Below are 14,989 nucleotides of genomic sequence, written 5' to 3' on the forward strand. Positions count from 1 at the left end.
CCGCGCCCGCGCCGGCCCCGGCCCGTCCCGCGATCCGTCCCCGGCCCGTCCCGTGTCGCGCGCCCGCACCCCTGAACGGCGACCACGACCGCGGCCGGTTCCGTCACCGTTCCCTCCCCCGCGGTGCCGCGCCCCGGCGCGGCCGGACGGCTCACCCGGTCCGGTCATGGCCACGAGGTGTCATCCTGGCGAACTGATACCCAACACCCGCTGTTGAACCAGAAACGGCAGCCGTCCACCAGAGAAGGACGAGGAGTCTGCCCCAACGGGCACGACCAGGGGCAACGGACATGCCCCCACTCCGGCACCCGAGGACGTTTCGGCGGCGCGGACGCGCGCGCGAGGCTGAGGGGCGTCCTGTCTCGTACCCCGAGGAGAGCAGAGCATGCCGTCCTACCTGTCGCCCGGCGTCTACGTCGAGGAGGTGGCCAGCGGCTCGCGCCCGATCGAGGGAGTGGGCACCTCGGTGGCGGCCTTCGTCGGGCTCGCGCCCACCGGCCCGCTGAACGAGCCCACGCTGGTGACCAACTGGACGCAGTACGTCGCGGCCTTCGGTGACTTCACCGGCGGGTACTACCTCGCGCACTCCGTCTACGGGTTCTTCAACAACGGGGGCTCCGCCGCCTACGTCGTCCGGGTCGGCGGCTCGCCCGAGGACGCCTCCGGCGACGCCGTGGACACGGGCTCCGCCCCCGCCGCGGTGACGGGTTCCGCCGCCCCGGCCGCCCTCCCCGCCGCCGAGCCCAGGCAGCTCGGCACCTTCGCCGTGACGGCCACCGGCGCCGGCCAGAACGGCCCGCTGACCGTCGAGGTCGCCGACCCCGAGGGCGAGGGCCCCGCCGAGCGCTTCAAGCTGATCGTCAAGGACGGCGACAAGCCGGTCGAGACGTTCGACGTGAGCGCCAAGAAGGGCAACCGCTCCTACGTCGTCACCCAGGTCAAGGAGCGCTCCAAGCTCATCACCGTGACGGAGGCCGCGCCGTCCGCGCAGCTGGCCCGCCCGGAGAACCAGACCCTGACGCTGCCCGCGCCGCCGGCCGCCGCCCCCGCCGTACCGGCCGGGCAGGACCGGAGCGCCGCGCACCCCGGGCCGGCCCAGTACCTCGGCGACTCCGCGGACCGCACCGGTTTCGGCGGCCTGGAGGCCATCGACGAGATCTCCATGGTCGCGGTGCCCGACCTGATGGCCGCCTACCAGCGCGGCGCGATCGACCTGGAGGCCGTCAAGGCCGTCCAGCTCGGTCTCATCGCCCACTGCGAGCTGATGGGCGACCGCGTCGCCATCATCGACCCGCCGCCGAACCAGAACGCCCGTCAGATCCGCGTCTGGCGCCAGGAGACGGCCGGTTACGACTCCAAGTACGCGGCCCTGTACTACCCCTGGGTCAAGTCCTTCGACCCGGCCAGCGGCCAGTCCCGCCTGGTCCCGCCGAGCGGCCACGTCGCCGGCATCTGGGCCCGCAACGACTCCGAGCGCGGCGTGCACAAGGCCCCCGCGAACGAGGTCGTCCGCGGCGCCGTCGACCTCGAACTCCAGATCACCCGCGGCGAGCAGGACCTGCTCAACCCGATCGGCGTGAACTGCATCCGCTCCTTCCCGGGCCGCGGCATCCGCGTCTGGGGCGCCCGCACCCTGTCCTCCGACCCGGCCTGGCGCTACCTGAACATCCGCCGGTACTTCAACTACCTGGAGGAGTCGATCCTGCTCGGCACCCAGTGGGTGGTGTTCGAGCCGAACGACCACAACCTCTGGGCCCGCATCCGGCGCAACGTCTCCGCGTTCCTCGTCAACGAGTGGCGCAGCGGTGCCCTGTTCGGCGCCCGCCCCGAGGAGGCGTACTACGTCAAGTGCGACGAGGAGACCAACCCGCCGGAGTCGGTCGACCTCGGCCGGGTGATCTGCGAGATCGGCATCGCCCCGGTCAAGCCCGCCGAGTTCGTGATCTTCCGGCTGGCCCAGTTCTCCAGCGGCAGCGGGGAGCTGGAGGAGTAGGCCCCGCGCCTGCGCCCGTAGCGCCCGCACGCCTCTTCGTAGGCAACCTCGTACGCAACCGCCAAAACGCCTCAGAAGGACAGAGAACACATGAGTCTCAGCCCCGGTGACTCCCTTACTTCACATAATTTCGGCCTCCAGATCGACGGCGTGATGGTCGAGTACCTCGCGGAGGTCAACGGCCTCAGCATCGAGCAGGACGTCATCAAGAGCTACCAGAACACCCAGGCGGGCAAGCCGGAGGTCAGCCTCCTGCCGGGTACGCAGAAGGACGGGCAGTGCACCGTCGTGCGCGGCATGACCCAGTCCCCGGCGTTCACGTCGTGGATCAACGACTCGATCGCCGGTCAGATGAGCACGGCCCGTAAGAACGCCTCCATCATCATGATGGATTACCAGAACAACCCGGTGAAGCGTTACAACATGCGCAACGCCTGGTGCAGCAAGATCGACGCCAGCGCGCTCAAGGCCGGCGAGGCCTCCCAGCTCTCCGAGACCGTGACCATCGTCTTCGAAGAGCTGGTCATCGAGTAATGCGGCGTTCGGCTGCCGGGGCGTCAGCCCCGGCCCCCCAGACCGCGGCGGCGGGAGCGGACTTCCCCCGTTCGGCTCCCGCCGCCGCTCCGGCGGAGACACCGGCCGGTCCTCCGGCCGGCCCGCCCGTCGACGTGGCACCGCGGCAGCGGCTGCAGACCGAGTTCGCCTTCGAGCTGCCGCGCGGGTACGTCGACGACTCGGGCACGGTCCACCGGGACGGTGTGATGCGCCTGTCGACGGCACGGGACGAGCTGATCCCGCTGCGCGACGTGCGGGTCCAGGAGAACCCGGCGTACCTGTCGGTGGTGCTGCTCGGCCGGGTCATCACCCGGCTGGGCACGCTGGCGATGGTGCACGACGGGATCGTGGAGAACATGTTCGCCTCCGACCTGGCGTTCCTGCAGGACTTCTACCGCCAGATCAACGCGGAGGGCCACACCCGCGCGGCCGTGCAGTGCCCGCACTGCACGGAGCCTTTCGAGGTGGAACTCGGCGGGAGCCGCCTGGGGGAATCGTGACGTACGCGACCGACCGGCTGCACGAGGAGATCGCGTACGTCGCCTACCACTTCCACTGGAGCCTGGAGGCGATCCTGGACCTGGAACACCAGGACCGCCGCCGGTACACGGACCAGATCGCGTCGCTCGTGACGCGAGGCACGGCGGAGGGCTGATCGGTGGGATTCCTGGACCGGCTGCGGGGACGCCATGACGGCACCGGCGGGGGGCGGCAGACGCCCCCGGCCGAGGCCCCGGGCCCGGCGGGGGGCGGGGGCGAAGGTGCGGCACGTACCACGCCCGACCCCGCGCCGCCCGTGGCCGTCGCCGCCTGGGCGGGCCTGCCGCCGATCCAGCGGGCGACGGGCACCTCACCCGCCGGTGTCGCGGACGCCGGGTTCGGAGGACGGCTGCCGACGTGGCAGAACCCGTCGTTCACGGGGACGCCGTCCCCCGCGGTACTGAACCCGGCATCGGGCGACAGCATGCTGTCCGGCGCGCTCGGCACGCCGGCCCGCCCGGCGGGTCCCGAACGTCCCGCGCAGGCGCTGCCGTCGGCGTCCCCGCCCGGCGCCCCCGCGGTACAGCGGATGCCGGTCGCACCACTGCGGGCGATATCCGGGCCGACCCCGTCGCCCACGACCATGCCCACGCCCACGCCCGCGCCCACGGCTTCCGCGCCGGACACGCGGACGGGTCCGGCCGCCACGCCCGCACCGGCGTCCGCCCTCCCGGCGACGCCGGTGCAGCGGTCGTACTCCGCCGGGCCGGCGTCGTCCGCGGCTCCGGCGAGCACACCGGCGCCCCGGGCGTCCCGCGGCGTCCGCGTGACACCGGTGCCGCCCGCCCCGCCCCGCCCCCGGAACCCGCTGACCAAGGCCCCGTCCGGGCCGTCGGCCGTGCAGCGCCGGGCCCTGCCCGCGACCCGCCGGTCCTCGGACGCCGGGCCCGCCTCCTCCCACTCGAACGCCGGGCCCGCCTCCTCGGGTACGGCGCCGTCGTCGTCGGACGGTGACCGCGGGGACCCCGGCTCGGCGCACCCCCGGGGCACCTCCCCGAGCCGCCCGTCCGGTGACGGGGCGGCCGCACCCGCGGCATCCGCCGACGCCCCGGTGCAGCGGGCCGTACGCCCGCACCAGCACCGGCCGACGGCCACCGACGCCCCGGCAGGCCTCCCGGTGCAGCGAGCGGTGCCCGGCCCCGGTGCCACGCCTGCCGCCGGTGCCCGGGGCGGCTCCCCCGCACCGGCCGGCTCCGGCGACGGCGCGGCGACCGGTACGCCGGTCCAGCGCGCCGTGCCCCGGGCCGACGGCCGGACCTCACCCACGGTGAGCAGCGGTACGGCTTCCGGCACGCCGGCCCAGCGAGCGGTGCCGCGACCCGATACCCGGACGACGCCCGCGCCGGGCGGCGCCCCGGCACCCAGCACACCCGTACAGCGCGCCGTACCGCGGACCGGCGGGCGGACGGCTCCCGCGGCGAACGCCGACGCGGCCCCCGCTGCTCCGGCACAACGCGCCGTACCGCAGTCCGGCCCGGCTCCGAGCACCCGCACCGGTCCCGCCCACGGGGCCGCTCCCACCGGCGGACGCCGGGCCACCCCGCCGCAGGCCACGACGCCCGGCGCCCCCGTGCAGCGGGCGGTGCCGCAGCACCCCGGCCCGGATTCCGCCACCCGCGCCAACCCGGGGCCCGCCACCTCCCGGCCCGGCAGCCGGACGGCGTCCGCACCCGGCAGCGACACGACGACCGGCACGCCAGTGCGACGCGCCGTGCCGCAGCCCGGCCCCGCACCGGCCGGTGCGGCGGGCGACCCCCCGGTACAGCGGGCGGAGTCCCGGCCCTCCACCGGCTCCACCCCCGCCGCCCCCGGCACCACCCCCGCCCCGGCACCCACCCCCACGCCCAAGGCCGGCCCCGCCACCGGCCGGACGGCCGCCCCGGCCGCCCCGGCCGACAGCGGCACGACCGGCCTCCCGGTGCAGCGGGCGGCGTCCCGGCCCGCCGGCGGCACCCCGCGCACCGGCAGCACGGCGACACCCTCGGCGTCACCGTCACCGTCGCCGTCGTCAAAGGCCGTACCGCCCGCCGGACAGCCGGCTCCCCCGGTCGGCGACAGCACGGCCGGCGCGCCCGTCCAACGGGCCGTGCCCCCGCGCGACCAGCCCGCCGTTCCCGCCGTGCGAGCGGCGTCCGCACCTGACGGCGGCGCGACGACCGGCGCCCCGGTGCAGCGGGCGACCGCCCGCACCGACCGCGCCGCAGCGGCCTCCGGCGCACGCGACGACAGCCGCGGCAGCGCCTCCGGAACCGGTGCGACACCCGGCACCCCGCCGGTACGACGCGCCGTGGCACGGACCAGCCCCGGGCAGGGATCCGGCAGCGGCAGCGGCGAAGGACGGCCCACCGCGTCCCGGCCGGCCGGCACCGACCTGCCGTCGGGCGGCCCCGCGGGGCAGGGACAGCACGCGGGCGCCCGCGGAAACACTCCCTCCGGCGACGCCGGCGCGGCGACCGGCGTACAGGCGACCGGCGTACAGAGGTCCGCGACACCTCCCCCGTCGGCGAACCGTTCCCCCGCGGCCACCGGCCGTCCCGTCGCCCCACGCGGCGCGCAGTCCCCTGCCCCGAGCGGTACGCAGCCCTCCGCCCACAGCAGTGCGCAGCCCCCCGTCCAGCGGCAGGCGGCAGCCCCCGTCCGACCGAAGGCACCGCAGCCCGCGCATCCCGCGCCGGTCCGCCGCGCCCCCGACGCCGCCGGCCCGACGGCGCCCGGCACGGCACCGCGCTCACCCTCCAGCTCCGCCGGCCCCGTCGGCCCCGCCGCCGTCACCTCGCACACGACGCCGCCGCCGGTACAGCGCGCCACGGACCGGTCCGCCGCTGCGCCGAACACACCCGCGGCCGGGCCGACGCCTGCCGCTCACCACGCCACCCGCGACACCCGCGACACCCACGTCGCCCCCGCCCCCTCCGACCCGCCCGTCACGCCCGCGCCGCCCCTCGTCCAACGGTCCCTCCCGGCGCCCGCCGAACCGGCGGGACCGGCCGGCCCGGTCGGCCCGGCCGCCGTACCCCTCACCAAGAAGGCCGCCACCCCCGCCCCGGCACGTCCGGTGCAGCGCAGCGCCACGGCGCCCCGCGTCGGCCTCGGCGCCCCCGTCTCCAGGCCGGTCACCGCCGTACGCCCGAACACGGGCCCCGAGGCCACCCCGCAGGCATCCCCCGCCGCCGGCCCGGCACCGGCCACCCCGGCCCCTCGCCGTTCCCCGCTCGGCGCTCCCCTGGCCACGGCGCCGGCCGGCACCGCGCCGCTGACGGCCCGGACCCCGGCCCCCGACGCCCCCCGCACCGAGGGACGTACGCCCCCGCCGGTCCAACGGGCCACCGCCCCGGCCGCCGCCCCCTCGGCACCGCCCCTCGCCCCCACACCGCCCTCCCCCGCCGCGGCCTCGTCGCCCCCGGCGTTCCCCGGAGCGGCCGTTCTCGCGCCGTCCCTCGCGCAGGCCTCCCCCACCCCCGGCGGCCCCACTCCCGCGCCCCCTGCACTCCCCGCGCCCTCCGCGCCCTCCGCACCCCCCGTGCAGCGCGCCCACGCCACCCCGCCCGCGTCCACCAGGGCCGCCGTACCTCTGCGCCGGCCCGCGCCCCCCGGCGCCACCGCCACCCGGACCGCGCTCCCGGTGGCTCCCCTCACTCCGCCCCGGCCGGCGCCGCCCGCCCCGCTCCCGGCCGCCGGCGCACCGGCGGCGGCGCCCGCGCAGACGACGCCCGAGCTCCCCGTGCAGCGCGCGTTCGGCCGCGGCCGCACCACCGGTGCCCTCGCCGCGGCGGCGGCGTCCACGGTGGCTGCCGGCCTCAGCCGCTTCCGGCACTCGTCGTCCTCGCAGCACACCCCGCCGGCCGACCCGCCGTCCGGCCCCCCGGCCGACCCGCCGCCCGCGTACAGCGCGTCCCCGCCCGGCGGCCCGCCCCCGTACATGGCCGTGGCCGCCTCCTCGGGCGCGGCGCCTGCCGACCCGCCGCCCGCGTACACGGCGGTCCCGGACGGCGGGTTCGACCCGCGCGAACTGACCGACTTCCAGCTCGACGAGCTGGTGCACCGGATCATCGGCCGCGTCACCCGCCTCGTCCGCACCGACCTGCGGATGGACCGCGAACGGATCGGCAGACTCCGCGATCCCCGCTGACCGGTCCCCTCCCGGCCGGCCACACCCCGACCGGCCCACCGCCACCGCCGCCGACGCCGACGCCGACGCCGACGCAAGCCGAGCCGCCACGGCACACCCGACAGAAAGGCCCACCCCCGATGCCCCGCCAGGACCCGGGCTCCACGATCTGGTTCACCCTCACCATCGACGGCGAGAGCCTCGGCTACTGGAACGGGTGCGACGGCCTGTCGTCCCAGGTGGAGATCGAGCAGCGCCAGGAGGGCGGCAACAACGGGTTCGTGTGGCAGCTGCCCACCCGCGTCTCCTTCTCCAACATCCGGCTGACCCGCCCCCTCACCCCGGACACGGCGAAGGTCGCCAAGTGGATCTCCTCCATCCAGACCGGGATCAACCGGCCCACCGCGCAGATCTCGGCCCTGCGCGCGGACGGGTCGCTGGTCGCCCGCTGGGGACTGATCGACGTACTGCCCGTCAGCTGGCAAGGGCCCAGCCTCGACCCCAACAGCCCGGCCGTGGCCACGGAGGTCCTGGAGATCACCCACCACGGATTCACGGACTGACGGCGCCACAGAGCAGAGAGGAACACCCATGGCCAAAGGCAGCAAGGGCGCCGGCAAGAGCCTCGTACGCGCCAACCTCGCGATCCACGAGCCCCCCACCGGCACGACCACCACACCCGGTGCGCTACTGCGTACGTTCGACTTCGAGTTCAACCCGGCCCAGCTGTCCCTCACCCAGCGGACCCAGTGGAAGGCGACGCCGACGGCGGCCGTGCGCAAGGCCGCGAAGCCGCAGTTCATGGGCGCCGAGCCGCGGGAGATGACCCTGGAGATCTTCCTGGACTCCTCCATGAGGCCCACCGGCAACACGGTGATGAAGAAGGTCGAGTCCCTGCTGACCTGCTGCGAGGTGACCTCCAACAGCCTGTCCGCCAAGCAGCCGTCGCCGCCCTGGGTGGTCTTCGAGTGGGGGTCGTTCTCCACGGCCCGGTTCACCGCCTACGTGGCGTCCGTCGAGGCCTCGTACACGCTCTTCAGCACCACCGGCGTCCCCATCCGCGCCACCTGCCAGGTGCATCTGGTCGAGATCCCCGGCCCGACCCGCGGACAGAACCCGACCTCCGGCGCGCTCACCGCGCGGCGCGTGCACCGGGTCGTCGCCGGCGACTCGCTCGAGTCGCTGGCCTGGCGCGAGTACGGCAGCGCCAACTCCTGGCGGGCGATCGCCGAGGCCAACGGCATCGACGACCCGTCCCGCCTGACGAACGGCACCGAACTCATCCTGCCGGCCGCCGAGGAGGTGCCTCACTGATGGTGCGTCCCGCATTCTCCAGCATCGTCGAGGTGCGGATCGGCTCCGCGAAGCTGCCCGACGACATCGCACCGATGCTCGTCGAGGGCTGGGTCGACCAGGGCGTCGGCGTGCCCGCGGCCTTCCGGCTCACCTTCCGCGACCCCTACCACCTGGTCCTCGACAAGCTGAGCGTGAAGTTCGGCACCAAGGTGGTCATCACGCCGGTCGCCGACGGCCAGGGCGTCGGCAAGCCGCTGCTGACCGGCGAGGTCACCGCGATGGAGGTCGACTACGACGGCACCGGCAGCTTCACCGTGATCCGCGGCTACGACTTCGGGCACCGCCTGATGCGCCAGCGCCGCGTGGCCGCGTACCGCAACCAGAAGGCCTCCGACATCGCGCGCAAACTCGCCGCGATGGACGGCCTGTCCATCGGCAGGATCCAGCCGACGAAGGGCATGTACGGGTTCATCAGCCAGTCCAACGTCACCGACTGGGACTTCCTCTCACGACTCGCCGACGAGAACAACGTGGTGATGTACGTGGACGCCAAGGGGAAGTTCCGGTTCGTCACGGCGAACCCGTCCGCCGGCGCGCCCTCCCCGAAGACCAAGGGCGAGGAGAGCGCCTTCGTGCTCCAGGCCGGCCACGACATCCTGCGGCTGCGGGCCGCGGTGACCGCCGCCGACCAGGTCGGCAAGGTCGAGTCGCGCGGCTGGAACGTCACCACCAAGAAGAAGATCACCGAGATCGCGCCGGCCCAGACCGACCCGGGCATCACCATCGGCTCCACGCCCGGGGAGGCCGCCGGCAAGTTCAAGGCCGCCAAGCTCGTCGAGACCGCCAACCCCTACGACAAGCAGGACGAGGTCCAGCACGCCGCGAAGGCCCTCGCCGCCGACGTCACGTCCTCCTTCGCCGAGCTGGAGGTCGCCGTCTACGGCAGCCCCGACCTGCGGCCCGGCGTGCCGGTCGCGCTCAGCGACGTCGGCAAGCCCTTCGAGGGCAAGTACACCGTCACCTCGGTACGCCACCACTTCGGCGACGGCAAGGCCTACGAGTCCTGGATCAACGTCAGCGGACGCCAGTGGCGTTCCCTGTACGGGCTGGCCTCGGGCGGCAGCGGCGGCACCGACCCGGCGAGCGCCGCCCGGCTGCCCAGCGTCGCCAACGCCATCGTCACCGACGTGCAGGACCCCCTCAAGCAGGGCAGGGTCAAGCTGCAGTTCCCGTGGCTGGACGACACCTACGTCAGCGACTGGGCGCGCAGCGTGCAGATGGGCGGCGTGGGCGGCGGCGGCGTCTTCCCCATGGACGTCGGCGACGAGGTGCTGGTCGCCTTCGACCGGGGCGCCCTCGACCACCCGTTCGTGATCGGCGGGCTCTACAACGGCCGGGACGTGCCGACCAAGGTGAACGACGTGCCCCTGCACGACGGCCTGAAGAAGCAGGCCACCCGGCACACCCTGTCCGACCGTCAGGGCAACCGCGTCGACCTGCTCAGCCAGCGGACCGGCGGGCGCAAGCAGGGCGTCCGGATCGCCAGCGGCAACGACAAGCTGACCATCAACCTCGACCGCACCAAGACCGAGATCACCGTCGACAGCAAGGGCACCGTCAGCATCACCGGCAGCCGTTCGGTGTCCATCGACGCGGGAACGGACCTCAGCCTCAGCGCCGGGCGCAGACTCAGCATCAAGAGCGGCGGGATGCTCGACATCCAGGGCCGCGGCATCGTCAACGTCAAGTCGCTGACCGGCGCCGTCACCGTCGACGCGATGGGCGCGCTCAACCTCAAGGCCCTGGGCGCCACCATGATCTCCTCCGGTGGCACCCTCCAGGTCAACTCCATCGCCAACGTCGGTATCCGCGCGGCGACCCTCATGCTCCAGGGCGTGGTCCTGGTCAACAACAAGCCGTACCCACTGCCATGACAGCGGCACCGAAGACTCTCCACACGACAAGGGCGGTTCTCTGATGGCCGAGCAGTTCGTCGGCTCCGGCTGGGCGTTCCCCATGCGCATCGGGCCCACCGGCGGGATCGCCCTCGTCAGCGGCGAGCAGGAGGTGGAGGAGGCCATGCGGCTCGTCCTCGCCACCGCTCCCGGCGAGCGGCCGATGCGGCCGGAGTTCGGCTGCGCCATCCACGACCTGGTCTTCGCCCCGGTCAACGAGCAGACCGCCGGCCGCATCCAGCACGAGGTGTACGTCAGCCTGGACCGCTGGGAGCCGCGCATCGAGGTCCACGACGTCGAGGTCTCCACCGGCGAAGGCCAGAACGTCCTGTACATCGACGTCCGCTACTCGATCCGCGGCACCAACAACCCGCGCAGCCTCGTCTTCCCGTTCTACGTCATCCCCTCCCACGACGAGCCGGACCTCCCCGACGGTCCCGCCGGCCTCCCGGGCTCTTCCGAAAGCGACCGCTGATGCCCCTGCCCTCCCCCAACCTCGACGACCGGCGCTTCCAGCAGTTCGTCGACGACGCCAAGCGTTACATCCAGCAGCGCGCCCCGGAGTGGACCGACCACAACGTCTCCGACCCCGGCATCACGCTCGTCGAGACGCTCGCCCACATGGCCGACCAGATCGTCTACCGCCTCAACCGGGTGCCGGAGAAGAACCACCTCGCCTTCCTCGACCTGGTCGGGATCACCCTCTTCCCGCCCTCCGCCGCCCGTACGGACGTCACCTTCTGGCTGTCCGCGCCGCAGGAGGACACGATCCTGGTCCCGGTCGGCACCGAGGTCGCCACCCTGCGCACCGAACGCGACGAGGCCGTCGTCTTCGCCACCGAGCGCGACCTGAACATCGTCCCGTGCTCGCTCGGCCACCTGGTCGTGCAGCACCGCGGCGAGCCCGTCACCGACCGCACCACGGACCTCGCCGAGAGCAAGGACGTGATGTGCTTCGCCGAGGCGCCCGGCCCCGGCGACTGCATGCTCATCGGCCTCACCGCCGCCACGCCGCACTGCGCGCTCGCCCTCGAACTCGACAGCCGCGTCGACGGCGTCGGCGTCGACCCCCGCCAGCCGCCGCTGGTCTGGGAGGCCTGGACCGAGGACGGCTGGCAGCCCTGCGAGATCGACCGCGACGGCACCGGTGGCCTCAACCGCCCCGGCGACATCGTGCTGCACGTCCCCGGCGGCCACGTCCTGTCCCGCAACGGCGGCCACGAGGCCGGCTGGATCCGCTGCCGCGTCACCGAACCGCTGCCCGGCCAGCCCTTCTACACCACCTCGCCGACCATCCGCTCCGCCGAGGCCTACACCATCGGCGGCACCACCGGCACCGTCCACGCCGAGACCGTGTACGACGAGGCCCTCGGCGAGTCCACCGGCCTGCCCGGCCAGCGGCTGACGCTCGAACACGCCCCCGTCGTCGCCGACGACCCGCCCGTCATCCTGCAGACCGCCGCCGGTGACGGCGGCTGGCAGGACTGGCAGGTCGTCCCGCACTTCGCGGCCTCCCGCCCCGACGACCACCACATCACCCTGGACGCCGCCACCGGCGAGATCGCCTTCGGCCCCGCCGTCCGCGAACCCGACGGCACCCTGCGCCAGTACGGCACCGTCGCCCCCAAGGGCGCCGTCATCCGCGCCCGCCGCTACCGCACCGGCGGGGGCAGGGCCGGCAACGTGGCCCGCGGCGCCGTACAGGTGCTGCGCACCTCCATCCCGTACGTCTCCGAGGTCGTCAACCGCGAGGCCGCCCGCGGCGGCGTGGACGGCGAGACCGTCGAGGAGGCGAAGCTCCGGGCGCCGATCACGCTGCGCGCCCAGGAACGCGCCGTCACCCTGCGCGACTACGAGGAACTCGCCCGCCGCGCCGCCCCCGAGACCGCCCGCATCACCTGCCTGGAGGGCGAGGAGAACGAATACGGCGCCCACGCCGTCCGCGTCCTCGTCGTCCCCCAGGCCGTCCCCGACCCCGGCGGCCGGCTCCGCTTCGAACAGCTCGTCCCCGGCGACGCCCTCCTGAGCCGCATCACCCGCCACCTCGACGAACGCCGCCTCATCGGCACCCGCCTCGCCGTCGGCCCGCCCTACTACCAGGGCGTCACCGTCGTCGCCACCGTCCACGCCTTCCGCGGCGTCGACGCCGACCGCGTACGCCGCCAGACCCACGACGCCCTCTACCGCCACCTCGACCCGCTCACCGGCGGCGCCGACGGCAAGGGCTGGCCCTTCGGGCGCCCCGTGCAGACCGGTGAGGTCTTCGCCGTGCTCCAGCGCGTGCCCGGCGTCGAACTCGTCGACGAGGTCGTCCTGCACCCCGCCGACCCCCTCACCGGCAAGCGCGGCGACCCCACCGACCGCATCGACCTGCAACCGCCCGCGCTGGTCTTCTCCTTCGACCACCGCGTCCGAGTGATCGGGGACGGCGCGTGACGGCCACGACGTACCGGGGTTCCGTCGACGGACTCGGCTCCTCGCTGCCCATCAGCACCCTGCTCCCGGCCGTCTTCGCCGACGACGACCTGGCCCAGCGGTTCGTCGGCGGACTCGACGACGTCATCGCCCCCATCCTGAGCGTCCTGGACTGCCTGGACACCTACTTCGACCCCGCCCTCACCCCGGCCGACTTCGCCCAGTGGCTCGGCACCTGGGTCGGCGCCGAGACCGACGGCACGGAACCCGAGGACCGGCTGCGCGCCGCCGTGGCCGCCGCCGCCCGGCTGCACCGCGTACGCGGCACCCGGCAGGGCCTGTCCGAGGCCGTACTGCTCGCGTTCGGCGTCGAACCCGACATCACCGAGAGCGGCGGTGCCGAATGGAACGCCCGCCCCCTCGGCCCGTTCCCCGGCAGACCCCGCCCCCGTCTGCACGTCGCCCTCCGGCTGCCCGACCCGACCCCGGCCGACACCCATCGGCTGGACGCCCTCGTCGCCGCCGCCCGCCCCGCTCACATGCCCTACACGGTCGAAGTGACCGCCTCCGAAAGGACCCCGGAGAGATGACCACGCAGAACTGCGCCGAGTGCGGAACCCGCGCGGAACCGGGCCAGTCCTTCTGCGACGCGTGCGGCGCCGTACTCCGCTGGGACCAGTCCGGCGCCCGCACCACGCAGCCCGCGGCCTCCTCGGCCGACCAGAACCCCGGCTGGGACGCCTTCGCCCGCCCCGGCCCCGGCGGCACGGGCGTGCCCCCCGCCCGGCACGACCGCCCGGCGCCCGCCGCCACCGGCGGATCGGACGACGACACCGCGGAGACCCCGTGGGTGCCCAACCCGCGCCACCCGGCGGACGCCTCCGGGCCCGACAGGACGGCCGGGACCGACGCGGCACGTCGCGACACCGACGGCGCGTGGAGTGCCGGGGGCGCCGCCGTAGCCGGGGGTGCCGCGGGAGCCGCGGGAGCCGCCGCGGCATCCGGAACACCCGGGTCTGCCGGGACCAGCGGAGCGGGCGGCGCGGGCAGCGCATCCGCCGCTCCCGCCTCCGCCCCCACCCCTGGCCGCGCTCCGGGCGCCGACGAGACCGCCCCCACCACCCCCATGGCGTCCGCTCCGCCCCCGAACGCCCTCACCGACACGATGTCCGACCGGGCCCGCTCCCTCCTCGTCCCCGTCGCCGAACCGGAGGCCCAGGGCCCGACCCCGCCCCCCGCCGTCGCCCCCGTCCTGCCCGGCCGCCCCGACGCCGACCGGCCGCAGGTCCGCGCCCCCGCCCACCAGCCGGACATCGCCAACGGCCCGCCGTGCCCGTGGTGTTCCACCCCCAACCGTCCCGACCGCCACTACTGCGCGCGCTGTGCGATGCCCCTGGACCGCACCGACGAGCACACCACCGCGCCCGCCCCCTGGTGGCGCCGCCTCTTCGGCGGCCGGCGCAGCGAGACCCCCTGGGCGGGCGACCGCCCCCGCCTGCGCCGCGTCTTCGACCGCATCGGCACCTGGATCACCGTCGTCGTCGTCATCACCCTGGTGGTCCTCGGCTTCGTCTACATCCCCGACGGCATCCAGGCCACCCGCGACCACTTCGCCAAGCGCGCCCCGGTCTCTCCCGACCGGATCACGGCCTCACGCTCCTTCACCGGACACAAGCCCGAGCTCCTCATCGACAAGCGGAGCAACACCTGGTGGGGCCCGGGCATCTCGGAGTCCGGCCGGGGCGAGTGGGTCGAGGTGCACTTCACCGAGCCGACCCGCCTCCTGGACCTGATCATCACCCCGGGCACCTCCACCAAGGCCGACAAGCTCAGCGAATCGGCCCTGCCGCACCGGGTGACGGCGACGATCACGATGAAGGACGGCACGACCAAGACCCGCGACATCACCCTGGACCAGGGCGCGGGCGGACAGCGCCGCCCGTTCCGCGTCGGCGAGGTCACCAAGGTCCGCTTCACCATCGAGTCGGCCCACGCGGCCTCCGCCAACAAGCAGGTCGCCATCGCGGAGATCGAGTTCTTCGGCCGCTCCAGCGCCAACCGCACCTGATTCCCACGCGACCGCGGACGACCCCCTGGCCTCCGGTGGCCTGGGGGTCGTCCGTATCC

At 74.7% G+C, this 14,989-nt stretch carries 12 protein-coding genes; all 12 read left to right on the forward strand.

The window, feature by feature from the left end; translation table 11 throughout:
* Positions 1–385: 385 nt before the first annotated feature.
* Positions 386–1,993, forward strand: coding sequence for a phage tail sheath subtilisin-like domain-containing protein (locus ACP4J0_RS02080; protein ID WP_426596852.1), 1,608 nt, complete (start codon positions 386–388; stop codon positions 1,991–1,993).
* Positions 1,994–2,083: 90 nt separating this feature from the next.
* Positions 2,084–2,527 (forward strand): phage tail protein, encoded by a 444-nt coding sequence (locus ACP4J0_RS02085; protein ID WP_426596853.1) that lies wholly within the window; start codon positions 2,084–2,086, stop codon positions 2,525–2,527.
* Positions 2,527–3,048 carry a hypothetical protein gene (locus tag ACP4J0_RS02090; protein ID WP_426596854.1) on the forward strand — a complete coding sequence of 174 codons (522 nt, stop codon included), beginning with the start codon at positions 2,527–2,529 and terminating at the stop codon, positions 3,046–3,048. Before ACP4J0_RS02085 ends, ACP4J0_RS02090 begins: the two co-directional genes overlap by 1 nt.
* Complete coding sequence (locus tag ACP4J0_RS02095; RefSeq protein WP_007450918.1) at positions 3,045–3,203, forward strand: DUF6760 family protein; 159 nt, start codon at positions 3,045–3,047, stop codon at positions 3,201–3,203. The genes ACP4J0_RS02090 and ACP4J0_RS02095 overlap by 4 nt, the downstream gene beginning before the upstream one ends.
* Positions 3,204–3,206: 3 nt before the next feature.
* Positions 3,207–7,217, forward strand: a complete 4,011-nt coding sequence (locus tag ACP4J0_RS02100) for a hypothetical protein (RefSeq protein ID WP_426596855.1) — start codon at positions 3,207–3,209, stop codon at positions 7,215–7,217.
* Positions 7,218–7,336: 119 nt separating this feature from the next.
* A complete protein-coding gene (locus tag ACP4J0_RS02105; RefSeq protein ID WP_426596856.1) occupies positions 7,337–7,759 on the forward strand; it encodes a phage tail protein in 423 nt (140 codons plus the stop codon).
* 28 nt (positions 7,760–7,787) lie between these two features.
* Positions 7,788–8,510: a LysM peptidoglycan-binding domain-containing protein gene (locus ACP4J0_RS02110; RefSeq protein ID WP_426596857.1), complete on the forward strand. Its 723-nt coding sequence runs from the start codon at positions 7,788–7,790 to the stop codon at positions 8,508–8,510.
* On the forward strand, positions 8,510–10,426 hold the full coding sequence (locus ACP4J0_RS02115) for a VgrG-related protein (protein ID WP_426596858.1): 1,917 nt from the start codon (positions 8,510–8,512) through the stop codon (positions 10,424–10,426). The genes ACP4J0_RS02110 and ACP4J0_RS02115 overlap by 1 nt, the downstream gene beginning before the upstream one ends.
* Positions 10,427–10,469: 43 nt before the next feature.
* Positions 10,470–10,922 carry a GPW/gp25 family protein gene (locus ACP4J0_RS02120; protein ID WP_426596859.1) on the forward strand — a complete coding sequence of 151 codons (453 nt, stop codon included), beginning with the start codon at positions 10,470–10,472 and terminating at the stop codon, positions 10,920–10,922.
* The gene (locus tag ACP4J0_RS02125) at positions 10,922–12,883 is read left to right on the forward strand and encodes a putative baseplate assembly protein (protein ID WP_426596860.1); all 1,962 of its coding nucleotides are present in this window, start codon (positions 10,922–10,924) and stop codon (positions 12,881–12,883) included. The genes ACP4J0_RS02120 and ACP4J0_RS02125 overlap by 1 nt, the downstream gene beginning before the upstream one ends.
* Positions 12,880–13,452, forward strand: coding sequence for a phage tail protein (locus ACP4J0_RS02130; RefSeq protein ID WP_426596861.1), 573 nt, complete (start codon positions 12,880–12,882; stop codon positions 13,450–13,452). Before ACP4J0_RS02125 ends, ACP4J0_RS02130 begins: the two co-directional genes overlap by 4 nt.
* Positions 13,449–14,930 carry an NADase-type glycan-binding domain-containing protein gene (locus ACP4J0_RS02135; protein WP_426596862.1) on the forward strand — a complete coding sequence of 494 codons (1,482 nt, stop codon included), beginning with the start codon at positions 13,449–13,451 and terminating at the stop codon, positions 14,928–14,930. Before ACP4J0_RS02130 ends, ACP4J0_RS02135 begins: the two co-directional genes overlap by 4 nt.
* The last annotated feature ends 59 nt before the right edge of the window (positions 14,931–14,989 follow it).

Source organism: Streptomyces sp. WG7, assembly GCF_049975785.1.
Classification (GTDB): domain Bacteria; phylum Actinomycetota; class Actinomycetes; order Streptomycetales; family Streptomycetaceae; genus Streptomyces.

Coding starts and splice junctions, on each gene's coding strand:
- ACP4J0_RS02080 (WP_426596852.1), top strand. CDS start 386: ATGCCGTCCTACCTGTCGCCCGGCGTCTACGTCGAGGAGGTGGCCAGC.
- ACP4J0_RS02085 (WP_426596853.1), top strand. CDS start 2,084: ATGAGTCTCAGCCCCGGTGACTCCCTTACTTCACATAATTTCGGCCTC.
- ACP4J0_RS02090 (WP_426596854.1), top strand. CDS start 2,527: ATGCGGCGTTCGGCTGCCGGGGCGTCAGCCCCGGCCCCCCAGACCGCG.
- ACP4J0_RS02105 (WP_426596856.1), top strand. CDS start 7,337: ATGCCCCGCCAGGACCCGGGCTCCACGATCTGGTTCACCCTCACCATC.
- ACP4J0_RS02110 (WP_426596857.1), top strand. CDS start 7,788: ATGGCCAAAGGCAGCAAGGGCGCCGGCAAGAGCCTCGTACGCGCCAAC.
- ACP4J0_RS02115 (WP_426596858.1), top strand. CDS start 8,510: ATGGTGCGTCCCGCATTCTCCAGCATCGTCGAGGTGCGGATCGGCTCC.
- ACP4J0_RS02120 (WP_426596859.1), top strand. CDS start 10,470: ATGGCCGAGCAGTTCGTCGGCTCCGGCTGGGCGTTCCCCATGCGCATC.
- ACP4J0_RS02125 (WP_426596860.1), top strand. CDS start 10,922: ATGCCCCTGCCCTCCCCCAACCTCGACGACCGGCGCTTCCAGCAGTTC.
- ACP4J0_RS02135 (WP_426596862.1), top strand. CDS start 13,449: ATGACCACGCAGAACTGCGCCGAGTGCGGAACCCGCGCGGAACCGGGC.